The sequence below is a fragment of the Psychroserpens burtonensis DSM 12212 genome, assembly GCF_000425305.1.
GTDB classification, from domain to species: domain Bacteria; phylum Bacteroidota; class Bacteroidia; order Flavobacteriales; family Flavobacteriaceae; genus Psychroserpens; species Psychroserpens burtonensis.
Genome location: NZ_AUDE01000012.1, coordinates 61,136 through 86,823, shown reverse-complemented (window position 1 = coordinate 86,823; position 25,688 = coordinate 61,136). Strand labels below are relative to the sequence as shown.

Annotated in this window: 28 protein-coding genes and 1 pseudogene; 24 read left to right on the top strand and 5 right to left on the bottom strand. The window is 34.3% G+C overall.

All coding sequences use genetic code 11. The annotated features are described in order from the left end of the window. Positions 1–83 precede the first annotated feature (83 nt). Positions 84–1,124, top strand: a complete 1,041-nt coding sequence (gene rlmN, locus H593_RS0105700) for a dual-specificity RNA methyltransferase RlmN (protein WP_028871554.1) — start codon at positions 84–86, stop codon at positions 1,122–1,124. A gap of 802 nt (positions 1,125–1,926) precedes the next feature. Further along, positions 1,927–2,904 carry a polyprenyl synthetase family protein gene (locus H593_RS0105695; protein WP_028871553.1) on the top strand — a complete coding sequence of 326 codons (978 nt, stop codon included), beginning with the start codon at positions 1,927–1,929 and terminating at the stop codon, positions 2,902–2,904. 16 nt (positions 2,905–2,920) lie between these two features. On the opposite strand, the gene H593_RS0105690 is transcribed toward H593_RS0105695, so the two are convergent. Continuing rightward, positions 2,921–4,420 (bottom strand): DUF5018 domain-containing protein, encoded by a 1,500-nt coding sequence (locus H593_RS0105690; protein WP_028871552.1) that lies wholly within the window; start codon positions 4,418–4,420, stop codon positions 2,921–2,923. Positions 4,421–4,543: 123 nt separating this feature from the next. Between H593_RS0105690 and H593_RS0105685 the strand changes: the two genes are divergently transcribed. The 4 genes from H593_RS0105685 (at position 4,544) to dnaG (ending at position 9,151) form a co-directional block, all read left to right on the top strand. After that, positions 4,544–5,113, top strand: a complete 570-nt coding sequence (locus H593_RS0105685) for an RNA polymerase sigma factor (RefSeq protein WP_028871551.1) — start codon at positions 4,544–4,546, stop codon at positions 5,111–5,113. Further along, on the top strand, positions 5,100–5,918 hold the full coding sequence (locus H593_RS0105680) for a hypothetical protein (protein WP_028871550.1): 819 nt from the start codon (positions 5,100–5,102) through the stop codon (positions 5,916–5,918). Before H593_RS0105685 ends, H593_RS0105680 begins: the two co-directional genes overlap by 14 nt. A gap of 83 nt (positions 5,919–6,001) precedes the next feature. Beyond that, on the top strand, positions 6,002–7,078 hold the full coding sequence (locus H593_RS0105675; protein WP_028871549.1) for a nucleotide exchange factor GrpE: 1,077 nt from the start codon (positions 6,002–6,004) through the stop codon (positions 7,076–7,078). A 99-nt stretch (positions 7,079–7,177) separates the two neighbouring features. After that, positions 7,178–9,151: a DNA primase gene (gene dnaG, locus H593_RS0105670; RefSeq protein ID WP_028871548.1), complete on the top strand. Its 1,974-nt coding sequence runs from the start codon at positions 7,178–7,180 to the stop codon at positions 9,149–9,151. On the opposite strand, the gene H593_RS0105665 is transcribed toward dnaG, so the two are convergent. Together H593_RS0105665 and nadE are read right to left on the bottom strand one after the other, a co-directional pair. Further along, positions 9,148–9,777: a response regulator transcription factor gene (locus H593_RS0105665; RefSeq protein WP_028871547.1), complete on the bottom strand. Its 630-nt coding sequence runs from the start codon at positions 9,775–9,777 to the stop codon at positions 9,148–9,150. The genes dnaG and H593_RS0105665 overlap by 4 nt on opposite strands. A gap of 133 nt (positions 9,778–9,910) precedes the next feature. Beyond that, positions 9,911–10,699 (bottom strand): NAD(+) synthase, encoded by a 789-nt coding sequence (gene nadE / locus H593_RS0105660; RefSeq protein WP_028871546.1) that lies wholly within the window; start codon positions 10,697–10,699, stop codon positions 9,911–9,913. Positions 10,700–10,815: 116 nt separating this feature from the next. On the opposite strand from nadE, the gene gldB reads away from it, so the two are divergent. From gldB to H593_RS21565, 5 genes are all read left to right on the top strand, one after another. Further along, positions 10,816–11,775: a gliding motility lipoprotein GldB gene (gene gldB / locus H593_RS0105655; protein ID WP_028871545.1), complete on the top strand. Its 960-nt coding sequence runs from the start codon at positions 10,816–10,818 to the stop codon at positions 11,773–11,775. Further along, positions 11,775–12,110: a gliding motility protein GldC gene (gldC, locus tag H593_RS0105650; protein WP_028871544.1), complete on the top strand. Its 336-nt coding sequence runs from the start codon at positions 11,775–11,777 to the stop codon at positions 12,108–12,110. The genes gldB and gldC overlap by 1 nt, the downstream gene beginning before the upstream one ends. 142 nt (positions 12,111–12,252) lie before the next feature. Next, on the top strand, positions 12,253–12,462 hold the full coding sequence (locus tag H593_RS21575) for a hypothetical protein (RefSeq protein ID WP_028871543.1): 210 nt from the start codon (positions 12,253–12,255) through the stop codon (positions 12,460–12,462). A 46-nt stretch (positions 12,463–12,508) separates the two neighbouring features. After that, positions 12,509–12,655, top strand: coding sequence for a hypothetical protein (locus H593_RS21570; RefSeq protein ID WP_425414344.1), 147 nt, complete (start codon positions 12,509–12,511; stop codon positions 12,653–12,655). Positions 12,656–12,706: 51 nt separating this feature from the next. Next, on the top strand, positions 12,707–12,877 hold the full coding sequence (locus H593_RS21565) for a hypothetical protein (protein ID WP_425414343.1): 171 nt from the start codon (positions 12,707–12,709) through the stop codon (positions 12,875–12,877). 81 nt (positions 12,878–12,958) lie between these two features. Here H593_RS21565 and H593_RS0105630 read toward each other — a convergent pair whose 3' ends face one another. Next, a complete protein-coding gene (locus H593_RS0105630) occupies positions 12,959–13,267 on the bottom strand; it encodes a rhodanese-like domain-containing protein (protein WP_028871541.1) in 309 nt (102 codons plus the stop codon). Between the two features lie 10 nt (positions 13,268–13,277). Then, a complete protein-coding gene (locus H593_RS0105625; protein ID WP_028871540.1) occupies positions 13,278–15,023 on the bottom strand; it encodes an aromatic amino acid hydroxylase in 1,746 nt (581 codons plus the stop codon). 117 nt (positions 15,024–15,140) lie between these two features. Between H593_RS0105625 and H593_RS0105620 the strand changes: the two genes are divergently transcribed. From H593_RS0105620 to pcaF, 13 genes and pseudogenes are all read left to right on the top strand, one after another. After that, on the top strand, positions 15,141–15,710 hold the full coding sequence (locus H593_RS0105620) for a TetR/AcrR family transcriptional regulator (RefSeq protein WP_028871539.1): 570 nt from the start codon (positions 15,141–15,143) through the stop codon (positions 15,708–15,710). Positions 15,711–15,847: 137 nt separating this feature from the next. Next, complete coding sequence (locus tag H593_RS0105615) at positions 15,848–16,921, top strand: 2Fe-2S iron-sulfur cluster-binding protein (protein WP_028871538.1); 1,074 nt, start codon at positions 15,848–15,850, stop codon at positions 16,919–16,921. A 257-nt stretch (positions 16,922–17,178) separates the two neighbouring features. Next, on the top strand, positions 17,179–18,135 hold the full coding sequence (paaA, locus tag H593_RS0105610; RefSeq protein ID WP_028871537.1) for a 1,2-phenylacetyl-CoA epoxidase subunit PaaA: 957 nt from the start codon (positions 17,179–17,181) through the stop codon (positions 18,133–18,135). An 80-nt stretch (positions 18,136–18,215) separates the two neighbouring features. Next, entirely contained in the window at positions 18,216–18,506 is a 291-nt protein-coding gene (gene paaB, locus H593_RS0105605; protein ID WP_028871536.1) for a 1,2-phenylacetyl-CoA epoxidase subunit PaaB, read from the top strand. A gap of 83 nt (positions 18,507–18,589) precedes the next feature. Next, positions 18,590–18,946, top strand: a pseudogene (locus H593_RS18570) (four helix bundle protein); the annotation flags it as partial. Then, on the top strand, positions 18,943–19,695 hold the full coding sequence (gene paaC / locus H593_RS0105595; RefSeq protein WP_028871535.1) for a 1,2-phenylacetyl-CoA epoxidase subunit PaaC: 753 nt from the start codon (positions 18,943–18,945) through the stop codon (positions 19,693–19,695). The pseudogene H593_RS18570 and the gene paaC, both read left to right, overlap by 4 nt. Positions 19,696–19,792: 97 nt before the next feature. Next, complete coding sequence (gene paaD / locus H593_RS0105590; RefSeq protein ID WP_028871534.1) at positions 19,793–20,293, top strand: 1,2-phenylacetyl-CoA epoxidase subunit PaaD; 501 nt, start codon at positions 19,793–19,795, stop codon at positions 20,291–20,293. Positions 20,294–20,369: 76 nt separating this feature from the next. Next, positions 20,370–21,149 carry an enoyl-CoA hydratase-related protein gene (locus H593_RS0105585; protein WP_028871533.1) on the top strand — a complete coding sequence of 260 codons (780 nt, stop codon included), beginning with the start codon at positions 20,370–20,372 and terminating at the stop codon, positions 21,147–21,149. 55 nt (positions 21,150–21,204) lie between these two features. Continuing rightward, positions 21,205–22,362 (top strand): 3-hydroxyacyl-CoA dehydrogenase NAD-binding domain-containing protein, encoded by a 1,158-nt coding sequence (locus H593_RS0105580; RefSeq protein WP_028871532.1) that lies wholly within the window; start codon positions 21,205–21,207, stop codon positions 22,360–22,362. Between the two features lie 77 nt (positions 22,363–22,439). Beyond that, the gene (locus H593_RS0105575) at positions 22,440–22,844 is read left to right on the top strand and encodes a PaaI family thioesterase (RefSeq protein ID WP_028871531.1); all 405 of its coding nucleotides are present in this window, start codon (positions 22,440–22,442) and stop codon (positions 22,842–22,844) included. Positions 22,845–22,887: 43 nt separating this feature from the next. Next, positions 22,888–23,742: a KPN_02809 family neutral zinc metallopeptidase gene (gene ypfJ / locus H593_RS0105570; protein WP_028871530.1), complete on the top strand. Its 855-nt coding sequence runs from the start codon at positions 22,888–22,890 to the stop codon at positions 23,740–23,742. Between the two features lie 18 nt (positions 23,743–23,760). Continuing rightward, entirely contained in the window at positions 23,761–24,333 is a 573-nt protein-coding gene (locus tag H593_RS0105565; RefSeq protein WP_147231567.1) for a hypothetical protein, read from the top strand. Further along, positions 24,330–25,544 (top strand): 3-oxoadipyl-CoA thiolase, encoded by a 1,215-nt coding sequence (gene pcaF / locus H593_RS0105560; RefSeq protein WP_028871528.1) that lies wholly within the window; start codon positions 24,330–24,332, stop codon positions 25,542–25,544. Before H593_RS0105565 ends, pcaF begins: the two co-directional genes overlap by 4 nt. Positions 25,545–25,688 lie beyond the last annotated feature (144 nt).

The following is a 25,688-nucleotide window of genomic DNA, read 5'->3' as shown; positions in this document are numbered from 1 at the left end:
GGCTTTTTTTATGCTTCGGAAATTTTAAACTTTAATGTTAAATCTTAAACAGAAAAAAAGGTTTGATTACTTTTGCAACACATATGGATATTAAAAAGAAAGACATACGAGCATTAACAAAAGAACAATTAAGAGACTTTTTTGTCATAGAAGGAGATCAAGCGTTTCGTGGAAATCAAGTTTATGAATGGTTATGGAGTAAAGGTGCTCATTCCTTCGAAGACATGACCAACGTTTCTAAAGAAACCAGAGAAATGCTTAAGAGCAACTTTGTTATTAATCATATTAAAGTAGATCAAATACAGAAGAGTAACGATGGGACCATTAAAAACGCAGTACGATTGCATGATGGTTTAATTGTAGAGTCTGTCTTAATTCCTGCTAAAAACCGCACTACGGCATGTGTTTCTAGTCAAGTTGGTTGTAGTTTAGATTGTAGATTTTGCGCAACATCAAGATTAAAACGAATGCGAAATCTTAATCCAGATGAAATATATGATCAAGTCGTTGTTATAGATAAGGAAAGTAGATTGTATCACAACAGGCCACTTTCTAATATCGTATTTATGGGTATGGGAGAACCACTCATGAATTATAATAACGTCCTCAAGGCGATTGATAAAATCACATCACCTGAAGGTCTAGCAATGTCACCAAAGCGTATTGTAGTATCAACATCTGGAGTTCCTAAGATGATAAAGAAAATGGCTGATGATGAGGTGAAGTTTAAACTTGCAGTGTCTTTACATTCTGCTATTGATGAGATTAGAACATCTATTATGCCCTTTAATGCAACATTTCCGTTAGCAGATTTAAGAGAAGCTTTAGAGTATTGGTATGAGAAAACTAAAAACCGTATTACTTATGAATACATAGTTTGGGATGGGATTAATGATACCAAAAATGATGTAGAAGCCTTGATTAAATTCTGCAAATTTGCGCCTAGTAAAGTTAATTTAATAGAATATAATCCTATTGATGACGGCGAATTTCAGCAAGCAAGTTCAAAAGCAATTGACATGTATGTCGATATGCTAGAAGCTAATAATATTACGGTAACCGTGAGACGATCGCGTGGAAAGGATATTGATGCGGCTTGTGGGCAATTGGCTAATAAAGCATAAATAGTCTCTTCGCTTATTCCTAAAAAATCAATTATGGTTGCTTTTTTAGGAATAAGCGAAGTGCTAGACTTTAGCAAACAACAGAGGTAGACATCCTCTTTCTATTTTAATCTTGATAATAGAACCACCGCTTTCAAGTATAGGCGAATCTTTACTGCTTTCTTTTACAATACCTTTTCTAAGTACATTCTAGATCTTGTTGTGTTCGGTTAGTTCTATATTTAAGTAGCTAATTTAGCAAGCAAGTCAAAGATCTTTCTGCTGCAGTTAAGGTAAAGGTTTCAACGGAATTTTTTCAAGTTGGCTTTTGTACTAATAATGCATTATATAGGGGATTATGTATTTGTTTTTACTTCTAAAATTATCAGTTATAAAGTTAGTTTACTCTGCTGCATTAGTAATAATATTTGCCTCTGTGCTTATTTCAGTATCCTCTACAAAGAATGTCACCAAACCTATAGTTATTTCAATTCTAATAGTGGACTAAAGGATTAATAGTTTACCGTTTTAGTTCTTATACACCCGTTTTAAGTATTTTCGCTTAGCAAGTATAAGGGGAAATAGGAGAGAAGTCCCATATTCATAAGTTTTTACTAATTATCGCTGCATATTCAAAGCCTTTAGTACTTAATTAGTAATTTTGTGAAATCAACAAAAAAAGTAGCTATACTTGAAGATTACTAACCAAATAATAGAACCTATTGTTTTTAAAATGTCAAACGCCTAGGCAGAGAGTGATCCCTTTATTAAGATTTGGATGAAGTTAAATAGTAAGGAATTTAGAGATATAGACTAAGCAAGTATGAAAATTACTGAACAGATAAAACAGCCCATAGCATACGAGATGGAACTCTTCGAGCAAAAGTTTCTCCTTTCTATGTCAAGTAAAGTTGCTTTATTAAACCGTATAACGCACTATATCGTAAACCGGAAAGGGAAACAAATGCGACCAATGTTTGTGTTTTTAGTAGCCAAAATGGTTGATAACGGTCAAGTTAATGAACGTACTTACAGAGGTGCTTCGGTTATTGAGTTAATTCATACAGCAACCCTAGTTCATGATGATGTTGTTGATGATAGTAATCGTAGGAGAGGCTTTTTCTCAATTAATGCACTATGGAAAAATAAAATTGCAGTTCTTATCGGTGATTTTTTGTTGTCTAAAGGTTTGTTACTATCCATAGATAATAATGATTTTGATTTATTAAAGATTATATCTGTCGCTGTCCGTGAAATGAGCGAAGGAGAGTTATTGCAAATTGAAAAAGCGAGACAGTTAGACATTACAGAGGATATCTATTACGAAATCATCAGACAAAAAACAGCAACACTTATTGCTGCGTGTTGTAGTTTAGGTGCGGCATCTGTAAAACCAAATTCTGATCATATAGAGTCCATGAGGAAATTTGGAGAACTCATTGGAATGGCATTTCAAATCAAAGATGATCTTTTTGATTATGGAAATGAAGCAATCGGTAAGCCTACAGGGATAGATATTAAAGAACAAAAAATGACACTGCCTTTGATTTATGTGATTAATAATTGCTCTAAAAAGGAAAAATCTTGGTTGATCAATTCAATTAAGAACCATAATAAAGATAAAAAGAGGGTTAAGGAGGTTATTAATTTTGTGAAAGACCACAACGGACTTGATTACGCAGTCAATAAAATGAAGCAATTTCAAGGGCAAGCTTTAGAAATATTACAAACATATCCAGAGTCTCAATACAAATCATCATTAGAATTAATGGTGAATTATGTTATTGATAGAAAAAAATAGAAAACGGTTTTATTATCTAGTCAAATGTTACCCAAATAGTTTCTCCATAACGACCATTAGCAAATAACATGACTGCTGTATTAAATGGAGGGTCGCCATAAAAAGATGGGAACATATTACTATTGTTATCTAACTCAATGGTTAATTGAGTAGATTGAGAATTTAAATCTACATTTGATGAATTGTACTGGTAAATACTACCATTACTAGTGGCAATACGTAATCCAGGGGTTAAGTTTTCTCCGGTTAGCGTTAAAGTATCTTGATAACTGTATGTAGATTGATTAGATGAAAATATATCTGGAACATTCTCACTTAAAATATCTATCATAAAATCGCTTTCCGCTTTTAAAATTCCATCCACTTTGAAACGCAGTTTATAATCATTTGCAGTTACAATGTTATCTGGCAAATCAATATAAAACCTAGTAAAGGTTTGTCCAAATGTACTACCTACAGTACTAGTAAAGTCAGTTGTACTCATTTCATAGCTATTCACGTCGTTCTCAAGATATAATTGAGAATTTGGAAGTGTTGGATCAACATATTGACATCTTATGTATGGTGTAGCTTTGGTGTAATATTTTGTAATCAAGTCAGAAGTATTTGCTGCACTATTCATGCTAGATATACTATAGCCTACGGTGAAAACTGTATAGGTATTAGATGTTCCGTCTTGAGCAGTAATTGTGTAGGTGATATCATTTCTAAAATCTTGTATTTCGTCAATATCTGGCGAAATAGTCGCATTTTCTGAAATAGTTGTAACTGGTGAAATATTAGTTATTTGTTTATAGGACTCTATATTAATTGTTAGTGCATCGTGATCAATTACTCCATCAAAAGTAACTCCATCTTCAATAAACTGAAAGCTTAGAATTTTTTTCTCATTAGAAAGAGATGTATTCGTGATTTCAATGTTGTAAACTGCCTCTTCATTACTCTCGGATGTAACTGTATACGAAATATCAGTATTAAAATTTTGAGCTATACTTATATCTGGTGATATGGTAGCCAATGGAGAAATTGTAATATTCGGAATTATAGAAGGGTTTAATTCTAAACCAGTTGTTTCGATAGCTATCGTTTTGGTAGTATGATTAATTTCAGAATCATAAATTACATCATCAATTGAAAAACTAAACGTTAGTATTTTATTGTCTCCACTTATTACAATAGCCTCATAAGTGGTCTGGTCTCCGTTTTCCGCAGTAACAGTATAGGTTACTGGATTACTAAAATTTCTTGGTGTACTTGGTGATGGAGATATTGTAGCATTAGGTGATATTTCGATGTTCGCTATCAATAATGAGGATAAATCTACATCATTTGTAATTATTGTTATAGATTTAGATGTTTCGTTAATTGTACCTGTGAAAGTTTCATCTTCGTCTACTACAATAAAACTTAGTATTTTATTTGAGTTACTAAGCTCTTGGCTATTATTAGAATCATCATTTTTTGAGCAGTTCAAAGCGAGCAGGGCAGTTATTACAAGAATCAAAAGTTTTTTCATTACAGTTTTTTAGAGTACATAAATATATATAATTTACCGTCTACAAAAAAATATTTTTATCTTCAGGCAACCATTATAATAAAAATCGCGTCTTTATAAATAGAAGACCAAACGAAAGTCATTTTGAAAGTAATTCAATTACATCATAAAAATAATACGACGCTCATTAAAAGAGCAGCAAAAGGCAAGCGTGACGCTCAACACACATTGTTTGAAATTCATGCACCAAAAATGCTTAGTATATGTCGTTATTATATAAAGGACATACAAAATGCAGAGTCTGTGATGTTAAAAGCGTTTTTTAAAGCGTTTACAAATCTTAAGAGTTTTAAAAACGAAGGTAGTTTTGAAGGTTGGTTAAGACGCATAATGGTAAGAGAATCTATTTCTTTTTTAAGGCAAGAAAAGCATGTAGAGTTTTCGGTTGAAGATGAAACAATTCATCAAGATCATTGCAGTAACAACATAGATTCGCAAATAGAAGTTGCTCAAATTCAGCAATTTATTGATGAGCTTCCAGAAGGTTATAAAATGGTATTTGTCATGCATGCAATTGAAGGCTATAAACATCAAGAAATAGCAGATATTTTGAGTATTTCTCAAGGCACCTCTAAATCACAATTATTTAAAGCACGACAAATGCTTCAGAAAAAAATTAAGGACATAAATACAACAAGTTATGGCACCAGTTAAGTTTGAAGAGAACATAAAAGATAAGTTAGAGAAGAGAACACTACAGCCATCAAGTGATGCTTGGGATAAATTGTCTACAGATCTTTATACCAGCAATAAAAACAGTGAACGAGGCTTTATCTTTTATATCGGTATTGCCGCGAGTATTATTGGAATTCTTTTCGTTACTAATATACTGTTTAATGCTTCGGAAAATCAACTAGTAGAACCAACAGTAGTCGAAACCAACATCAAAGCATCTCAAATTAAGGCAGAGGCAAATGATAGTAATGAAGCTGTTAAAAAGGAAGTTGTTGCTGAAATTTCCGAAGAGAATAAAAAGCAGAAACAAATTAAACCATCAATCAAAGACGAACCTAAGTTAGCGACAATATCTAATCAGTCCACTAATAATAAAACAGAAACTAAAATTGAGAAATCAATAAAAGGGAAGTTAATTGAATTAAATGAAACAAAAAAAGCTGTAGCGATTATAAATTCAAATACTAATAAATTAGAACAAACGGCTGTGAGTACATTAACCTTTGAAGAGGTCAAAGCGGTTGAGGTTGTCAATCAAATTAAAAACCTGAAAATTAAAAACGGAGCTATTACAGATGCCGAAATTGAAAATCTATTAAAACAGGCAGAAAGAGCTATTTTAAGAGAGCGAATATATAATAAAACTTCGCGAACAGTAGATGCAGATGCTTTACTTCAAGACGTTGAAGATGATCTGGAACAATCGTTTAGAACTAGAGTGTTTGAAGGCTTAAAATCAGGTTACAAATCGGTCATAACAGCAGTTGCTGAGCGTAACAACTAAAATTCCAAGTAGTCACTGAGCGCAGTCGAAGTGAAATTTATCATCAATCCATTCCGAATAATTCGGTAACTAAAACAAACACTATGAATACGATCACAAAACCTTTAGTGCTACTCACCCTATGCTTAATTGTAAGTAATGTGAATGCACAAGAAACACAACAAGACTCTACGGGAAATAATATGCCATTTAGAGAAAATGGTTTAGAAATCGACAGATTAATCGAGCTAAAAAAAACTATCGAAAACGAAGAACGCGAATTTTTAAAGGCTGAAGTAGAAAACATTAATAGAAGACTAGATGTTGGCGGCATAACTAAGGATGACGCTGAAATACTAAAAAAAGAAGCAGCTAAAAAACGAGCTCTAAATATTGAGAATCGTATGGCAATTCTTGATAATAAAATTGCTCTATTAGAACGAAATGATGATGGGTATTCCGATGAGACTGTGCAGTTTGGGTTTAGCTTCGAAAAATTTACAGGAATCAATATTAATCCAAAAAATAAATCAAGAGTTTATGATAAACGTACCACCAGTGATTTAGTGTTTGCAGCGGGGTTTAATAATGCTATTGGTGATGGTCAAAAAATTGGTGATGAATACTCTTTCATGGGTTCTGGATTTATAGAGTTAGGCGTCGCATGGAAAACACGACTATTAAAGGAGTCTAATGCAGTACGATTAAAATATGGTGTCTCTCTTCAATGGAATAAATTAACACCTAAAAATGATCAATATTTTGTTCAAGATGGAAATATAACGAATTTGGAAGCTTTTCCCAGTGAGTTAAGTGATGTGGAATTTAGAATAACAAATCTCGTTGTACCCATACACTTTGAGTTTGGGCCATCAAAAAAAATAGAACGTAAGAATTACTTTAGATACAGTGCCGAGAATCACTTTAAAGTAGGGATTGGTGGATACGCAGGTTTTAATATTGGTACGCAACAAAAGTTGCGTTTCAAAGAAGATGGAAATCGCGTAAAGCAAAAAATAAGACGTAATTATAATGCGACACCTTTTGTTTACGGTGTAAGTGCTTATGTGGGTTATGGAGGCTTAGGTATATATGCGAAATATGATTTAAACCCTGTATTTGAAAACCAAACATTTGATCAGCATAACCTATCTCTAGGGTTTAGATTTGATTTGGACTAGTCTATTAAAACACGATTTAAAGCACCTTTTATAAAACGAAGGGTGCTTTTTTGTTAGCATATAATAGCTTAAATTTGAAGTTCACTATTATCTTTAAAATTGATATCAAAATCCTCCATAGAACAAGTATTTGAAACCGCTCGCGTTGAAGAGGTTATTGGTGATTTTGTTCAGTTGAAGAAGTCAGGAAGTAACTTTAAAGGTTTGAGTCCATTTAGTGATGAGCGTTCACCAAGCTTTATGGTGTCTCCTGTAAAGCAAATTTGGAAAGACTTTTCCAGCGGAAAAGGAGGAAATGCAGTCACATTTATAATGGAGCATGAGCATTTTACATATCCTGAAGCTATAAAATATCTCGCTAAAAAATATAATATTGACATAGAAGAAACCGAACAAACCGATGAGCAAAAGCAAGAAGCTGATGAAAGAGAGAGTTTGTATTTGGTTAATGAATATGCTAAGCAATATTTTGAGCGTATCCTATTTAAAACAGATCAAGGTCAAGCGATTGGTTTAAGCTATTTTAAAGAACGTGGATTTACAAACGAAACCATTAAACAGTTTAATCTAGGATATTCATTAGATGAGTGGCAAGGCTTTACAGATGAAGCTTTAAAGCAAGGGTATCAAATTGAGTTTCTTGAAAAAACAGGATTAACAATAGTCAAGCCAGATAAGAAATTTGATCGTTTTAAAGGTCGTGTTATGTTTCCTATTCATAGTATGAGTGGTCGTATTCTAGGTTTTGGAGGGCGTATTTTAAAAGTAGATAAAAAGGCTGCTAAGTACATGAACTCTCCAGAGAGTGAAGTGTACCACAAAAGCAAAATACTCTATGGGATTTACCATGCAAAACAAGCGATAGCTAAAGAAGATAATTGTTATTTAGTTGAAGGCTATACGGATGTCATTCAATTTCATCAAACAGGAATTAAAAATACTGTAGCATCTTCTGGTACTGCGTTATCTTCTGAGCAGATAAGACTTGTAAATAGATTGACAAATAATATCACAGTACTTTTTGATGGTGACGCAGCAGGAATTAGAGCCTCAATACGAGGTATAGATTTAATTCTAGAGCAAGGAATGAACGTGAAAGTCTGTGGTTTTCCGGAAGGTGAAGATCCAGATAGTTTTGCAAAACAAAATACGCTTGAAGAATTAACAGCGTATCTCAAGGACAACTCTAAAGATTTTATTCAATTTAAAGCCTCTTTATTAATAAAAGAAGCTAATAACGACCCAATAAAAAAAGCAGAGACTATCAGAGATATTGTAAATAGTATCTCTAAAATTCCTGACCAAATAAAAAAGGAAATTTATATCCAAGAATGCTCGCGTATTATGGATATTAGAGAAGACGTGCTGTTTACGACCTTAGCTCAAATAAATAAAAAAGATGTTCAAGAAGCTAATAAAAGCCATAAGAATGAGCAAAAACAAAACGCATTTCAAGTTGTAAAATCAGAGCCTAAAGCGCAAAAAGTAGATTTGCAATATGAATTAGAACGTAAAATAATTGAAATCTTATTACTCTATGGTACAGAGGTAGAGGATTTTGAAGACTTAGTTTTAAAAGAATCAGACGATGGTGAATTGCAATTAGAACCAGTAATCCAAAATGCTAAAGTTTTTGAAAAGATATATCTTGATTTGCAAGAAGACGAGATGCAGTTTTCAAATCCTATCTTTAAGACGTTATATCAAACAATTATAGATACGCTGCATCAAGAACCTGAATTTTCAATACAGAATTTCGTAAATAGACTAGATCAGGAATTGGCTAATGATGTGACTACGATATTAATGAATGATGAACGTTACACATTGCATGATTGGGAGCGTAATCATATCATTCCGAAGGCAAAACAACATTCAATTGCGCAGTTAGTAACACAAACAATTTTGACATTGCGTTGTTATTTGATTGATAAAAAAGTATTAGAATATCAAAATGACACCTTGCGAGAGGATGCGAACTCCAGAAATATATTAGAGGATGTTAAGGATTATCTAGGCTTAAAAATGTTACTATCTAGAAAACTTGGAAAAGTTGTTGGAGGTAAAGTTTAAGTAATATCCATGTGTTTGCCTTGATTTACTAAATCAATAAGATTTGTGACATTAAGTTTCTTAAAAAGTCTTGCTTTATAAGTACTTACTGTTTTCTCGTTAATGTCAAGCTCTAGAGCAATCTCTTTATTTTTTTTGCCAGATGATAATAACTTTAGGACTTCTACTTCGCGAGTTGATAAGCGTTTGTAAATTCTAGTTTTAGACTGTTTTGTGTCATTATAGTTTAAATGTTTAGACATCTTATCGCTTAGATGAATTCCTCCACTGTAAGCAGTCTTTATTGCTTTTATGATGACATCTGTAGATTCAGATTTTGATACATATCCGGATGCTCCAGCTTTTATAGTGCTTATAGCATAGATTTCTTCGGGATGGTAGCTAAACATAATAATGTTAATCTTGCCATGCTCTTTCTTAATAGCTCTAAGCGCGGTAATCCCATTGAGCTCTGGGAGCTCAATTTCTGAGACAATAACATCAACTTCATGACGTCTTACAAACTCAAAAATCTCAACACCACTTCCAGCAGTTCCCACTACTTGAATGTCTTCATGATTATCAAATAATAATTGAAAGCCAGTAGTTACGATAGGATGGTTATCAACCACTAATACCTTAATCATAATACATATTTAAATTAGTTAGTTAAAATAATGAGCCAGAACTTGTTAAATAAATTCAAGAATGTGGAAATTTTCACTACAAAGCTACTAAAAATTTCAACATAGTTCGGTTTTTGTATGATTATCTCAGCGATTATTTTAAATTGTTAGGAATTTCACAAACTGGTATTGCTACCATTTTGTGAGTATTTGAGCGATTATAATTGGTGAATATTCGAAATACTTCTTTTTGTCGTCCTTCAAAAGCATTTTCAGTTTTCCCCTCTTCTTTCATGTTCATTGCCCATTCTAGTTCTGGATAAGAAGCACCAATTTGATCCTCATCACTTCTAGCATCTCCAAATAAACCGTCACTTGGTGTAGCTTTTATAATTGATTCTGGTACCTTAAGGTGTTCTCCTATTTGGTACACTTCAGATTTCATAAGATCGGCAATAGGACTCAAATCAACGCCACCATCTCCATACTTCGTGTAAAAACCCACACCAAAATCTTCAACTTTATTTCCAGTTCCAGCGACTAATAGCCCTAAGACTCCAGCATGATAATACAAGGTGGTCATCCTTAATCGAGCTCTTGTGTTAGCTAATGCCATATCTACTGCAGCCTGTTCGCCGTCTAAAGAGACTTCTGTTTTAAATTCTTCAAAAACAGGTGTCAGGTCTGTTTTAGTGCTTTTTACGTTAGAAAAACGCTCTTTTAATTGAGAAATATGTTCTTGTGCTCTACTGACGTGACTTTGGGCTTGATGAATTGGCATTTCAATGCATAGAATCTTTAATCCTGTTTTGGCACACAGGGTGGACGTGACAGCAGAATCAATTCCTCCAGATATACCTATAACAAATCCATTCGCACCAGCTTTTGTAGCATAATCTTTAAGCCAATTTACAATATGTTCAACAACTTTTTCTGTTTGCATTTTATTGAGTTTTTATTTTAAGAAGAGTACCTTTGCTTTACAAAAATAATAAGATAAACTCAAAAATCAGTTAGTAAAACATATTTACTTTTATTAAGATTTTGAAATCTAAGTACATGAGAAAAATAACACTATTTGTTTTTGTTCTAGCGGCTTTTTTTAGTTGTAAAAATGATGAAGCCTTAGAGAACGAAATCGCAAAAATTGATACACATTTTAATATTGAGCGATTTGATCGTGCTTTCGCTGAGGCTAAACCAGAGGATTTAGGTCAGCTTAAAAAGGTATATCCATTCATGTTCTCAAATCATGTTCCTGATTCAATTTTTATAGCTCAAATGAGTGATACCTTGCAAAATGAGTTGTTAGACGAAGCAAGTAAAAAATTTAAAGACTTTTCAACAATCAAAAATGAAATCAATAGGTTATTTCAGCATTTAAAATATTACAACGTATCCTTTACCGAACCTCGTATAATTACCTTGACAAATAATGTTTCTTATAGAGATAAAGTCATTGTCACAGATACTATAGTTCTTATTTCGCTTGATAATTATTTAGGTCAAGATCATAAATTTTATGGAAATTTCCCTAAATATATTACTCAAAACTTGGAGCCATCACAAGTAGTCGTCGATTTGGCAAAAGCATATGCAGAGAAACAAATTTTTCAATCTCAAAGAAAGACATTTTTAGACGAGATGATTTTCTTCGGAAAACAGCTGTATTTCAAAGATAAAGTCATTCCATTTAAAACTGATGCTGAAAAAATCGGTTACTCAAAAGAGCAATTGGAATTCGCCAACTTTTATGAAGATATGATTTGGACAGAATTTGTAGAAAATGAAATGCTTTACAATACCGATAGTTCTTTACCAGCGCGTTTTATAGCAGATGCACCTTTTTCAAAATTCTTTTTAGCATTAGATAACGAAACTCCAGGACGACTTGGCCAATATATAGGTTGGCAAATTGTGAGATCATATATGAAAAATAACAAGGTTTCTCTTAACGAAATGTTGCAAACCGAAGCAATAGATATCTTTAATAAATCAAATTACAAACCCTCCAAATAATGGCAAATCACACATCCAAAATAGAACTCAATATAGAACTTGACGAAAATAAAGTTCCAGAAAAATTACATTGGACCGCAGAAGATGGCGGTATCTCAAACGAAGAGGCAAAAGCAATGATGCTTGCTGTTTGGGATGGGAACGCTAAGGAAACCCTTCGTATTGATTTGTGGACTAAAGACATGCCTGTTGACGAAATGAAACAATTTTTTCATCAAACACTAGTTGAAATGAGTAATACCTTTCAAAGAGCTACTCAAGATGATAAGATGACGGCAACTATGAAAGATTTCTGCGACTATTTTGCTGAGAAATTGGAACTTAAAAAGGATTAATAATTTAAACTTAATATAAAGTTGAGATCATATGAAGCAGTTTGAAAACTGTTAGTTTTGTCTCAATTTCAATGAAATAACAAACATTAGTTAGGTTTCGTGCATCGAAGAAAACTAATGTTTTTTTTATGTAGATTAGCACATGAGAAAAACGCTTTTTGGTGTCATTATTACTCTAGTTGTACTCTTTGCATTTAAATATTGTGGAGATAAAAAAGAAGATAGAATGTCACTTCTAGAAAATACAGCACTCATTCAAGAGCAGATTAAGAACGTTGGGAAGTTAGTAGTTACAGAAGGTCATTTTAGTGAGGTTTTTACTTATAAAAACTGCAAAAGCAGTTTTTGGTGATCTATGAGAAGCCAAGAAAAGAGCTATTGTAATCGTAAATGCAGATGTGACCGTTAGTTATGATTTAAGCTTGATTGCGTATGAAGTTGATGAATTAGCCAAAACACTTCGTATTATAAGTTTTCCAAAAGAAGACATTACAATTAGTCCAGATTTTGAATATTATGACATTCAAGCCGATTTTCTAAATTAATTTGAAGCTAAAGATTATAATGACATAAAAAAAACAGTGAATACATCACTAATGAAAAAAATTGAAGTTTCAGATTTAAAATCAAACGCACAAAACAGACTAATTAGCGAACTGTCTAAATTTTATATTCTTACCAATACTATGGGTTGGACTTTAGAATATAGTCAAAACCTAGTGCGCAATATTGATCAGCTTAAAAACCTACCGAGTCTAAAGAAGTGATTCTGCTAATACATAATGTATCCAAAATGTCGTGCTGAGCCCAGTCGAAGTCACACAATATGTAGAGCTGCGAATCTCATTTCAATTTATATTTTTTTCTAGATTAACCCAGCCGCCACCATTAATAGCGTCAATAGCTTTGAGGTTTAAGAATTTAGCGGCTTTATTGGAACGAACGCCACTTGCGCAACAGACTACTAAAGGTTTGTTTAATGCTTTTACTTCCTTTACGCGAGTATTCAATTCATTTAAAGGAATATGAACAGAGTTATTAATATGTCCATTATCCCATTCGCGTTGTGTTCTTACATCTAATATAATTGCTCCATTATTTAAGTATTCTTGTACTTGACGTTTTTTCCTGCCAAAAATAAAATTTAAAAATCCCATAGTTAAAGTTTTATATAGTAATTAATTCTAATCCATTATCAATTAAGTGAGCTATTTTAGGTTTTTTAATCTTCATTTTGTTTAAATAACTTAAAATATCTTCACTCAGTCTATTGTCGAAATTATTTGTCAATTCATACAGCTCTATAGCTAAAAGCCAATCTTCCTGATGATTCGTTGATAATGTACTGAAAATAACTTTTAGATCTTTAGCGGTGTATGTTGAATCTCTTAGAGACCTCACTTTTTTATAGAGTAATTCCAATTCAAGTATCGTTTTATTTTTATCAAGTTTAGTTGTTTTTGTTTCTGAAACATGATATAAGTTATCAAATGATCTATAATCTGCAGCACCAGCAAAAGCAGAAGTAATAGAGGAGCCAACAGCTAGTTTAAAAGTGCCGTCTTCGGGAGAAAATAATTTATGCTTTTTATAGGTAACAGTACAATCTTCAAATTCGATAAGGATTAATTTGCCAAAGACATTTCTAATTCCAGTAACATTTAAGCCTTCAATAGTAATGCCGCTCTCATATTCTATAGAGATGCGTTTTCCGTCGTAAAAATTATAAGCTTTTAGATCTCGTGGTCGCATGTCTTCAATGGCTAGACTAATCCCTTTAAGTTTGCCAATAGGAGAACTAAATCCATTTATATTAGCGTCTTTACCATGGCCAATAAGTTCTTTGTCTCTATTGGCTAAAGCAGTAGGCCCTTGGGTTTTAAAAAAGACAACATTATTGTCTTCATCAGTTATCATTTGGGTAAATACACCAGAAATTTGTAAACCAGTATTGAGCTCAATACTTCCAATTTTTTGAGAATCAATAAGTTTTTGTAAGCCTCTAAATCCACCTTTTCTAAGTGCCATAGTGCTAGAGAACTCCTCAAGAACTTCCATTAAATAGGCGAAATCAGGAGTTACGAAAAGTTGAGGCTGCGGTTTAGTGATGTCAAATTCTATGTCTGCAGCATCACTACTATACAGCCGTTTTTCCACATTTTTGGTCATACACCATTTGCTTTCACCAATAGAAGACAATAATCCTGCACCATAAATTTTTGGATTTTCAATGGTGCCAATTAATCCGTACTCAACAGTCCACCAGTGTAAGTTTCTGATTTTTGCCATTTCAGAAAGCGGCACTTTTTTGTTTTGAAGTTCGTTAACGACATCTTCAGCTTTTTCAATCTCCTCATTTCTGGAATCAGCAGATTCTTTCAAAATAGAAAGGGATCTTACAGCTTCATACATAGCATTATCATGTGATGATAAGATGGCTTTCGCGCCAATTTCTCCAAAACGTCTTAAGTATTCTGCATAATCTGGATTTGCAATTATTGGGGCGTGACCTGCAGCCTCATGAATAATATCTGGAGCTGGTGTGTATTCAATATTTTCTAGTTGTCGCATTTCCGAAGCAATGACTAATACTTTGTAGGCTTGAAACTCCATAAATGCATTAGGAGGTATAAAACCATCCACAGCAACTGCAGCCCAGCCAATATCTTTTAAAATACGATTCATGCCATACATACTCGGGATGGTGTCAACAGAAATTCCAGTTTTGTGTAATCCTTTTGCATATGAATGGTGAGCAAATTCGCGTAAGTAAGACACGTTTTTGCGCATCACATAACGCCAAACTGCCTGATTTATTGGGGAGTAATCATCGTAGTTTTGAGGTTTAATAAATTGCTTTAAGTGAGGTGGTAATCTGTCAATTAAAGGATTGGTTTCTATTTGAGTATTCATAGAATATTAAGATGATTTAACTTTAAAACAGTGCAAAGTTATGAATTAAAAATCGCCTTTTAATATGTCGTGTTTTGATTGAGATATAGTTTAAGCCGAATATGTATCTTAGCGCCAATGAAACCTGAAACACGTAAAGACGAAATTATAAATACTGCTGCTAAACTTTTTAAAGAGAAAGGTTACAGTGCCGTGACCATGCGTGATTTGGCAACTGCAATGGGGATGAAAGCAGCTAGTCTTTATAATCATATCAACTCGAAACAAGACATACTTAAAGTCATTATCATATGTATAGCTGAAGAATTCACTAATGGAATGGATATAATTATCAGTTCAGAAGAATCTAATATTGATAAACTTAAAAAAATCGTAAGCTTACATGTTGATATCACATCTCATAACACTAGCGGTATGGCGTCTTTAAATAATGACTGGATGCACCTAGAAGACCATTTAGAATACTACCTTAAACTTAGAAATGAATATGAAGCTAATTTTCTTAAGATTATAAAAACAGGTATTACTGCTTCAGAAATTAAAAATAGTAATCCCGAAATCATCATGTTTTCAATGCTAACCACTTTACGGTCGTTGTATTTATGGATTCCAAAAAAAGAAGATCTTAACGCCAACGATTTAGCTAATGGATTGAGTCAAGTTCTCATTGACGGAATTAACAATTAATTAAGATTTAAATTTTGTATCTTTGTTCTCCAAACTAACAGTTGTTAGTTTAATCTGTAAGGTTTTGAAAGCCTGATAGGTTTTAATAAAGTTTAACGTAATAATTTCCTTTCCTCTGGAAAGGGTTAAGGATAGCAATGGCAGAATTTTACAACTTAAGAGTTGCAGATATTTATAAGGAGACAGAAGATACATCAGTAGTAACTTTTGAGGTCCCACTGCACTTGCAAGACGCATTTAAATTTAGACAAGGGCAACATTTGACCTTAAAAGTAGATATTAATAATGAGGATGTGCGTCGTTCTTATTCATTATGTTCAAGTCCTATTGAGAATAAATGGCAGGTTGCTGTTAAACTCATCCCTGGTGGAAAGTTTTCGACCTATATAAACGAAGAATTGAGAGCTGGAGACGACCTGGAAGTTATGTCTCCTAGTGGTAATTTCGGTGTCTCAGTTAAACCAAAAGATGCTAAAAATTATCTATTTTTTGCGGCAGGAAGCGGTATCACTCCAGTGCTATCTATGGTTAAAACGCATCTTAAAGCAGAGCCAAATTCAACATGTAAGTTATTTTATGTCAATAAGACAGCTAAATCCATTATCTTTAAAGAAGAACTAGAACAACTAAGAAACAAATATTTCGGAAGATTCGAAATCTACTACTTTTTAACCAAAGAACGTCGAGATATAGAATTGTTTAACGGTCGTTTTGATGATGATAAAATGGGTGTTCTGACAAAAACATTTATAGATATTCCAGACACAAGTGAGGTATTCCTTTGTGGACCAGAGAAAATGGTAAACTATATAAGTGCGTATTTAATTAACCAAGGCTTGTCCAAAGAATTAGTTCATTTTGAGTTGTTTGTCACTGGACTTTCAGAAGAAGATATTAAACGTGCAGAACGTTTAGCACAACAAAAAGTAGAAGGCGTAGAAGTTACGATCGTTGATGGTGGAAAAGAATTTTCATTCACGATGACAAAAGAATATGATAATATTTTAGATGCAGCTTTAGGCGCTGGAGCAGATTTGCCATTTGCGTGTAAAGGCGGAGTTTGTAGCACCTGTAAATGCCGTGTGATTGGAGGATCAGTAGAAATGAAAATTAATTATGCATTAGATGAAAAAGAAGTCGCGCAAAATTTGGTGTTAAGCTGTCAAGCCGTGCCTACGGCAGATAAAGTCGTCGTCGATTTCGACGTTTAAAATAATAATTGGGCGTTACCCGAAAGGGTCAGGCTCTCGCAAGTCGCTATCAAAGATGAGCTCCAACAATTGCTCCATCCTTAACGCGGTTGTCAATCGAGTAAGAGCAAAATAAGAAATCAGTGACTATTATTTAAGACTGATTTTTAAAGCTAAAAATAATTACAAAAGCCCTTTCTTTTGGAAAGGGTTGGGATAGTAAAAAAGAAAAATTAACTCGCTTGTGGCCTAAAAGCCAACAGCTAAAAGCTAAAAACATGAGTGAAGAACAAATTAGAAGTTTAGAAAGGCAGTTTGATGAACGTATCGCAAGAGACGAAAAAATCGAACCTAAAGATTGGATGCCAGAAAAGTATCGTAAAACGCATATTCGTCAGATGTCGCAACATGCGCATTCTGAAATCGTAGGTATGCTTCCAGAAGGTAATTGGATTACAAGAGCACCTTCTTTAAGACGTAAAGTGGCGCTCTTAGCAAAAGTACAAGATGAAGCTGGACACGGTTTATACTTATATTCAGCTACTGAAACGTTAGGTATTTCACGCGATGAAATGTACGAGCAATTGCACACTGGAAAAGCTAAATATTCAAGTATCTTCAATTATCCGACAGTCACTTGGGCAGATATGGGAGCCGTTGGTTGGCTGGTAGATGGTGCAGCCATTATTAATCAGGTGCCCTTATGCAACACCTCTTATGGACCTTATGCGAGAGCAATGATTCGTGTGTGTAAAGAAGAAAGTTTTCACCAACGTCAAGGTTTTGAAATTATGATGAAATTAGCTAACGGTTCCCCTGAGCAAAAAGAATTGGCTCAAGATGCGTTAAACCGCTGGTGGTGGCCAAGCTTAATGATGTTAGGACCTACAGATGCTGAGTCTGTCCATACCGAGCAGTCCATGAAATGGAAATTAAAACGAAAGTCAAATGATGATTTACGCCAACAGTTTATAGATCAAACAGTTCCTCAAGCAGAATTGATAGGATTAACCATTCCAGATCCAGATTTAAAATGGAACGAAGAACGCGGTAGCTACGACTTTGGAGACATTAACTGGGATGAATTTTGGCAAGTTGTAAAAGGTCATGGACCTTGCAACAAGGAAAGAATGAAAGCTAGAATCGGTGCATGGGAAGAAGGCGAATGGATTCGTGATGCAGCAATGGCTCATGCCAAAAAGAAACAAGAAAGAAAACAAAAACAAGCAGTATAATAGAGACTTGAAATTGAAGTCGAATAGGGACCTGAACGGTTTTCGATTTCAATTTCATTCTCGATTTCAATTTTAATGTTATGTCAAATAAAAAAAACTGGCCACTCTGGGAAATCTTTGTAAGAAGTAAAAACGGATTAGAACACAGGCACTTTGGTAGTCTTCATGCAGCAGATTCAGAGATGGCTCTAGAAAACGCACGTGATGTCTACACAAGACGCAGTGAAGGTGTCAGTATTTGGGTTGTAGAATCTAATAATATTACAGCTTCAAATCCTGATAATAACGGCGAATTATTTGAGCCTGCTCACGATAAAGTGTATCGCCATCCAACTTTTTATGAATTGCCAGACGACGTAAAACATATGTAGAATGAACTTGAAGTCGAATTTGAAAAAGAAAAATGAACGAAAGTACATTTGACTTAACAGAATGACTTTAAGATTTTGCTGCAGATATAATCAATTTATACGATAAAAAGCCATTGTCATATGCTGGCGATTATTTAGCAAAGCAATTGATACGTTCATCTTGTTCTTTGGCTTTAAATTACAGAGAGCTAGGAGCAGGAACAGATAAGGACAAAATAAATAAGTTAAGGATCTCGCTAAAAGAATTAAGAGAGAGTCAAAGAAACTTAAATATTCAATCAAAAGCCAAGTTATTTTCCGAAGAGAGTTTATTAAAATTAAAAGACGAAAACGACCAACTCATTCGTATAATGGTTACACGAATCAAAAATATTAAATTAGGAATAACCAATTTGGAGTCGCTTGTCAACTTCAAATTCAAATTCAGTTTCACTTTATGAAAGAAAACTTATATAACTACATTCTTGGTATCGCAGATAACAGCTTAATCCTTGGTCAACGCCTCGGAGAACTCTGTGGACACGGTCCAACTTTAGAAACAGATATCGCTTGTACAAACATCTCATTAGATTTATTCGGACAAGTTCGCAGCTATTTCCAATATGCAGCTAAAATTGCGGGAGATAAAAGAACCGAAGATGATATTGCGATGCTGCGAAAAGAGCGCGAGTACAAAAATGTATTATTGGTAGAACAACCTAATACGAATTTTGCTTATACCATTGGTCGTCAATTTTTATTTGACGCCTATCATTTGGCATTCCTTGCTGAGTTGCAGAAAAGTACAGATTTAACGTTGTCTGCTATTGCAAATAAATGCATCAAAGAAGTCAGTTATCACGAACGTTTCTCTTCAGATTGGGTCAAGCGTTTAGGTGATGGTACAGAGGAGAGTAATCAAAAAATGCAAGAGGCTATTAATGATTTATGGACGTATACAGATGAATTGTTTCATCAAACAGAAGCTGATAAAGTTATGGTATCAGAAGGCGTAGGTGTCGATGTAACCAAGCTAAAATTAAATTATTATAAACGAGTAAATGACCTTTTACAGGTAGCAGACCTTGAGATACCAGAATCAAAATATTTTCAAAAAGGTGGTAAAGAAGGGGTTCATACAGAACATTTAGGGTATTTATTAAGTGAATTGCAATACATGCAACGCGCCTATCCAAATATGGAATGGTAACCCAAATTGCTGCGCAGTCAGGAATCTAAAAAAAAAAGAAGTTGAATTTGAAGACGACAGTAGTTAGAAAGCTTTTCAAATTCAGTTTTAAAAACATATGACATCAACAGAACAAAATATAGACGAAAAGTTAATCCCAATATTGGAAGAGGTTTCAGATCCAGAAATCCCAGTATTATCTATTATGGATATGGGAGTCGTGCGTTCTGCAGTGATTATAAACGAGATCGTTAAAGTCGAAATTACGCCAACCTATAGTGGTTGTCCAGCAATGGATGTGATAGGAGACGATATTAAAAAAGCACTAAAGGACGCAGGTTACGACTCTGAAATTGATTTGATTTTACATCCTGCGTGGACTACGGATTGGATTACACCAAGAGGTCGAAAAGCCTTAGAAGATTATGGAATAGCAGCGCCTTTAGATGCCGAAGCAGATATAGATGTCTTGCTAAACGGAAAACGAATCGTTAAGTGTACCAATTGTGGTTCTCAAAACACGAGGCTAGTAAGTCAATTTGGTTCAACGGCATGTAAAGCACAATTTCAGTGTGATGATTGTCAAGAACCATTCGATTATTTTAAATGTTTAAAGTGACCAATTCTTGCGAAAGCAGGAATCTTAATATAACACTGTAATGGCCTTCGTGCTTGCAATAAATAATAAAGATGTAATGAGTTCAATAGAATTAAAAATAGAAAATAAAGTAGCCATAATAAGGCTAAACAGACCAGAAGTATTCAATAGCTTCAATCGTGAAATGGCATTTTTACTTCACGACACTTTAGACGCTTGTGAAAAGAATGCTGACGTAAGAGCAATCGTTCTTACTGGAAACGGAAAAGCGTTTTGTGCTGGTCAAGATTTAAAAGAAGTTACAGATCCAGACTTAAATCCAGGATTCAAAAAAATACTTGAAGAGCATTATAACCCAATCATTACAAGAATACGAGCTATTAAAAAACCTGTTATCGCAGCAGTAAATGGAGTAGCAGCTGGAGCAGGAGCAAATATAGCTTTAGCTTGTGATATTATAGTGGCACACGAAAAAGTGAGTTTTATTCAAGCGTTTAGTTTAATTGGTTTAGTTCCTGATAGTGCAGGTACGTTCTTTTTACCACGTCTAATCGGATTTCAAAAAGCATTGGCTTTAGCGATGTTAGGTGATAAAATTTCAGCAGTTCAGGCTGAAAAAATGGGAATGATATACAAATGTGTACCAGTCGAAGAATTTGAAGACACTATTAATAAACTAGCATTGAAAATGGCAAACATGCCAACAAAAGCTTTAGGTCTCATTAAAGAATTGTATAATAACTCAATGACAAATGATTTAGAATCTCAGCTAGCTTTAGAATCTAAATTACAAATTGAAGCAGCGAGTACAGAAGATTATGCTGAAGGTGTTGCTGCATTTATAGAGAAAAGAAAGCCAGAATTTAAAGGAAGATAAATCAACAGATTTGTCATTCCGCACTTGATGCGGAATCCACAATAAAAGATAAAGCATGAACGTAGGAATTATCGGAGGAGGAACAATGGGAAGTGGTATAGCACAAGTCGCTGCTACTGCTGGTTGTAAAGTCAAATTATACGATACTAATCAAGCTGCTTTGGATAAAGCAAAAGCTGCTTTAGAAAAGATATTAGTTCGTCTTATAGAAAAAGGGCGAATCGATTCCGAAGAGAAAATTAGAATCCAATCTAATATTTCATACGTCGATAGTTTGAAAGCTTTAGGGGATTCACATTTGACAATCGAAGCGATTATAGAAAATCTTGATATCAAGCAAAAAGTGTTTTCAGAGCTAGAAAATTATGTGGCTGACGATTGTATCATCGCATCAAACACCTCTAGTTTATCAATAGCATCAATAGCAGCATCCTTACAAAAACCTGAACGTTGTGTAGGGATTCACTTTTTTAATCCAGCACCTTTAATGAAGTTGGTTGAGGTGATTCCAGCGATTCAAACGTCAGAAGCTGTTTTAGAAAAGTCAATTCAAACTATTAAAGATTGGACAAAAGTAGTCGCTGTCGCTAAAGATACACCTGGCTTTATTGTAAACCGTGTGGCTCGTCCGTTTTATGGAGAAGCATTACGTATTTATGAAGAAGGAATAGCAGATTTCGTAACAATAGACCACAGTTTAAAAACATTAGGTGGTTTTAGAATGGGACCATTTGAGCTCATGGATTTTATTGGAAACGATGTGAATTACACCGTAACAGAAACGGTGTTTACAGCCTTTTATTTTGATCCACGATATAAGCCAGCATTTACTCAAAAACGATTTGCAGAAGCAGGTTATTTAGGTAGAAAGTCAGGAAAAGGATATTACGATTATGAAGAAGGCGCTATAAAACCAGCTCCAATAGAAGACAAGGCTTTAGCTCTACAAATCTTTGATCGCGTTTTAGTAATGCTTATCAATGAAGCAGCAGATGCTTCGTTTTTGAATATAGCGTCAGCAGCAGATATAGATACTGCGATGACCAAAGGGGTTAATTATCCAAAAGGTTTGTTGGCTTGGGCAGATGAAAAAGGTATGGATTGGTGCGTTTCTAAAATGGATGAATTATATAACGAATATCATGAAGATAGATACCGTTGTAGTCCGTTGTTACGCAAGATGAATAAAGAAAATAAAATATTTTTTAATTAAAGTGTCATTCAGAGCAAAGCGAAGAATCTTAATACGAGATTGCTAAGTCCTTTGTCCTCGCAATGACAGATAATAATATGAAAGGAGAACAAGTACCACATAAGATGCTTTCACAAGATGCCTACAGCCAATGGTTGGGTATTGAGATTTTAGAATGCGAAATTGGTCGTTGCAAAGTCGCAATGACAATAAGAGGCGACATGCTCAATAGCATGAATAAAGCTCATGGCGGAATTAGTTATTCATTAGCAGATACCGCTTTCGGCTTTGCAGCAAATACACATGGTAAATTTGCAGTGTCCATTGAAACAAGTATCAACCATATCGAAGCTTTAGATGAAGGAGATTATTTGATTGCAGAGTCTGTAATAGAAAAAGTAAACAGAAAGCTAGGGTTCAATATTATTGAAGTAAAACGTGGTGACGAATTAGTAGCACTGTTTAAAGGTGTGGTGTATAGAACTCAAAAAGATTGGGAATAAGTAAACAGTCAAATATCTAAAAGCATAGTTAAGAGAACGTATTATGAAATGGCAAGGTAGAAGAAAAAGTGGAAATGTAGAAGATCGTCGTGGTGGTGGTAATAAAGGAAAGGTTATTGCTGGTGGAGGCGTTGTCGCAGTCGTAGTAATTCTACTTCAGCTTTTTGGAGGTGAAACAGGTCAGCAACTAGCACCTTTGGTTGAGCAAGTTGTTAAGAGTCAAGTTTCACAACCTTCTGCAACTCGTGAATTGACGAAAAACGAACAACTAATGGGTGACTTCATGGGAACTGTTTTGGCAGATACTGAAGACGTTTGGAATCAAATTTTTAAAGAAAATAATCTAGGTAATTATAAGGAACCAAAAATGGTATTGTTCACAAATACGGTATCTACGGGTTGTGGAAATGCAAGCTCGGCTTCAGGACCATTTTATTGTCCTGCAGGTCAAAAATTATATATGGATTTGGTGTTTTTTGATGAGTTACAAACTCGTTTTGGAGCTAAAGGTGGTGATTTTGCCATCGCCTATGTTACCGCTCACGAAGTTGGTCATCATATTCAAACGCTTTTGGGAACATCAAATAAAGTAAGACAATTACAATCTCAAGGGAGCAAAACGGAAGCGAATAGACTCTCTGTTGCTCAAGAATTACAAGCAGATTTCTATGCAGGAATTTGGGCGCATTACAATAAACAATACCTAGAGGCTGGAGATATTCAAGAAGCTATGAGCGCAGCCAATGCAGTTGGTGATGATGCGATTCAAAAACGAACTAGAGGAAATGTGAATTCAGATAGTTTTACCCATGGAACTTCAGAGCAACGCATGGAGTGGTTCATGAAAGGTTACAATAGTGGAGATATTAGACAAGGGGATACGTTTTCAGCACTTTGAAATTAAATGATTGATAAAATGAAGAAAGAGATTTTAATAATAGTATGCTTACTATTTCTGTTTTTTAATTGTGGATCTTCAAATAATAATTATTCATTTAATCCTGGGATAAATAAAACAGATGAGTTTTTTAATGAGGGTTTTGAATCATTTGATTCAATTTTGTTTTATATGAAAGGTTACAAGGAATTTGAATCTTTCTACGAAAGTTTAGCAAACGAGATTACCAAAAGAACAAATAACCCGGATTTCGTGTCAAAATTTATTATTGATACCGATATGAATTATCCATTAGGAATAGAAAGCTTTGAAGATATTGATACTGATTTTGATAAATTGAATTTCGATTCAAATAAATTTGATAGTGTTTGTTATGTTTTATTAGGAAAAGAAAGATCTTTTAGGGAAAATATTCGAGATCAGAGTGAAAGAAAATTTTATTTTACTGTCTACATTCTTTTACAAGAGTTAAATACTAATAAAATTATTTTTAAAAATAAATTATATGTAACGTCTAAATCAAATATGTCAACTCAAAATTCTGCTTTAGGAGAAACGATAATTAAAGAATTACAATTAAAAGAATTATGAAACAAGCATACATAATAGACGGAATAAGAACACCAATAGGAAGTTACAAAGGCACATTGTCTGCTGTTAGAACAGACGATTTAGGAGCATTAGTTATTTCAGAAATCGTTAAACGTAATCCCAGCATTCCAAAAGAAGCCTACGATGATGTCATTATGGGTTGTGCTAATCAAGCTGGAGAAGACAATCGTAACGTGGCGAGAATGTCATCCTTATTAGCAGGATTACCATTCACGGTTCCTGGTGAAACAGTTAATAGATTGTGTAGTTCAGGATTGTCAGCAATCATACACGCTAATCGTGCAATTAAAGCTGGGGATGGCGATGTATTCATTTCTGGAGGTGTCGAGAATATGACACGCGGACCATACGTTATCGCAAAACCATCAACGGGATTTGGAGGGGACTCTAAAATGTATGATTCAACATTCGGATGGCGTTTTATTAATCCTAAAATGGAGAAACTCTATGGAACGGATGGTATGGGAAACACTGCCGAAAATCTAGTAGAGAAATATAATATCTCTAGAGAAGATCAAGATAAGTTTGCTCATTGGAGCCAAATAAAGGCAACTAGAGCGCAAGAAAACGGTCGACTAGCAAAAGAAATTGTAACAGTAGAAATTCCCCAACGTAAAAAAGACCCGATTCGATTTTCAAAAGATGAGTTTGTTAAACCAACAACCTCTTTAGAAATATTAGGAAAATTACGTCCAGCTTTCAAAAAAGAAGGTGGAAGCGTCACCGCAGGAAATTCTTCCGGATTAAACGATGGAGCAGCAGCGACCATTATTGCTTCCGAAGATGCAGTAAAAAAATACAACCTAAAGCCTTTAGCAAGAATCGTAAGTTCTGCTGTTGTTGGTGTAGAGCCGCGACTAATGGGTATTGGTCCAGTTCAAGCCTCAAATAAAGCTTTGGAAAAAGCAGGATTGACTATGGACGATATGGATGTGATAGAACTCAATGAAGCTTTTGCAGCACAGGCGTTGGCGTGCACAAGAGCTTGGGGGTTAGCAGATGATGACCCAAGATTGAATCCAAATGGCGGTTCAATTGCTATTGGTCATCCACTCGGTGTTACAGGCGCTAGAGTTGCGTATTCAGCAGCGTTGGAGTTGAAGGAGCAGAATAAAAGGTATGCACTAATAACGATGTGTATCGGTGTTGGACAAGGGTATGCAGCAATTATAGAAAATGTGAGTAAATAAAATGATTTGGGCGTTACCACAAGGGTCGCGCTTTCACTACTCGCTCTTTTCAAGGAGTTCAAACAGACCGTTCAATCGCTAACGCAGAAGTTAGTGCGATATAAGTCTATTAGAAAAATTAAATGTAAACGTTTAGACCAACGT

Coding starts and splice junctions, on each gene's coding strand:
- paaD (WP_028871534.1), top strand. CDS start 19,793: ATGACATCAACAGAACAAAATATAGACGAAAAGTTAATCCCAATATTG.
- paaA (WP_028871537.1), top strand. CDS start 17,179: ATGAGTGAAGAACAAATTAGAAGTTTAGAAAGGCAGTTTGATGAACGT.
- H593_RS0105620 (WP_028871539.1), top strand. CDS start 15,141: ATGAAACCTGAAACACGTAAAGACGAAATTATAAATACTGCTGCTAAA.
- H593_RS0105680 (WP_028871550.1), top strand. CDS start 5,100: ATGGCACCAGTTAAGTTTGAAGAGAACATAAAAGATAAGTTAGAGAAG.
- H593_RS0105575 (WP_028871531.1), top strand. CDS start 22,440: ATGAAAGGAGAACAAGTACCACATAAGATGCTTTCACAAGATGCCTAC.
- pcaF (WP_028871528.1), top strand. CDS start 24,330: ATGAAACAAGCATACATAATAGACGGAATAAGAACACCAATAGGAAGT.
- gldB (WP_028871545.1), top strand. CDS start 10,816: ATGAGAAAAATAACACTATTTGTTTTTGTTCTAGCGGCTTTTTTTAGT.
- nadE (WP_028871546.1), bottom strand. CDS start 10,699: ATGCAAACAGAAAAAGTTGTTGAACATATTGTAAATTGGCTTAAAGAT.
- paaC (WP_028871535.1), top strand. CDS start 18,943: ATGAAAGAAAACTTATATAACTACATTCTTGGTATCGCAGATAACAGC.
- H593_RS0105615 (WP_028871538.1), top strand. CDS start 15,848: ATGGCAGAATTTTACAACTTAAGAGTTGCAGATATTTATAAGGAGACA.
- rlmN (WP_028871554.1), top strand. CDS start 84: ATGGATATTAAAAAGAAAGACATACGAGCATTAACAAAAGAACAATTA.
- H593_RS0105695 (WP_028871553.1), top strand. CDS start 1,927: ATGAAAATTACTGAACAGATAAAACAGCCCATAGCATACGAGATGGAA.
- H593_RS21575 (WP_028871543.1), top strand. CDS start 12,253: ATGAGAAAAACGCTTTTTGGTGTCATTATTACTCTAGTTGTACTCTTT.
- H593_RS0105580 (WP_028871532.1), top strand. CDS start 21,205: ATGAACGTAGGAATTATCGGAGGAGGAACAATGGGAAGTGGTATAGCA.
- H593_RS0105630 (WP_028871541.1), bottom strand. CDS start 13,267: ATGGGATTTTTAAATTTTATTTTTGGCAGGAAAAAACGTCAAGTACAA.
- H593_RS0105565 (WP_147231567.1), top strand. CDS start 23,761: ATGAAGAAAGAGATTTTAATAATAGTATGCTTACTATTTCTGTTTTTT.
- H593_RS0105675 (WP_028871549.1), top strand. CDS start 6,002: ATGAATACGATCACAAAACCTTTAGTGCTACTCACCCTATGCTTAATT.
- H593_RS0105690 (WP_028871552.1), bottom strand. CDS start 4,420: ATGAAAAAACTTTTGATTCTTGTAATAACTGCCCTGCTCGCTTTGAAC.
- H593_RS0105665 (WP_028871547.1), bottom strand. CDS start 9,777: ATGATTAAGGTATTAGTGGTTGATAACCATCCTATCGTAACTACTGGC.
- paaB (WP_028871536.1), top strand. CDS start 18,216: ATGTCAAATAAAAAAAACTGGCCACTCTGGGAAATCTTTGTAAGAAGT.
- H593_RS0105625 (WP_028871540.1), bottom strand. CDS start 15,023: ATGAATACTCAAATAGAAACCAATCCTTTAATTGACAGATTACCACCT.
- H593_RS21565 (WP_425414343.1), top strand. CDS start 12,707: ATGAAAAAAATTGAAGTTTCAGATTTAAAATCAAACGCACAAAACAGA.
- H593_RS0105585 (WP_028871533.1), top strand. CDS start 20,370: ATGAGTTCAATAGAATTAAAAATAGAAAATAAAGTAGCCATAATAAGG.
- gldC (WP_028871544.1), top strand. CDS start 11,775: ATGGCAAATCACACATCCAAAATAGAACTCAATATAGAACTTGACGAA.
- ypfJ (WP_028871530.1), top strand. CDS start 22,888: ATGAAATGGCAAGGTAGAAGAAAAAGTGGAAATGTAGAAGATCGTCGT.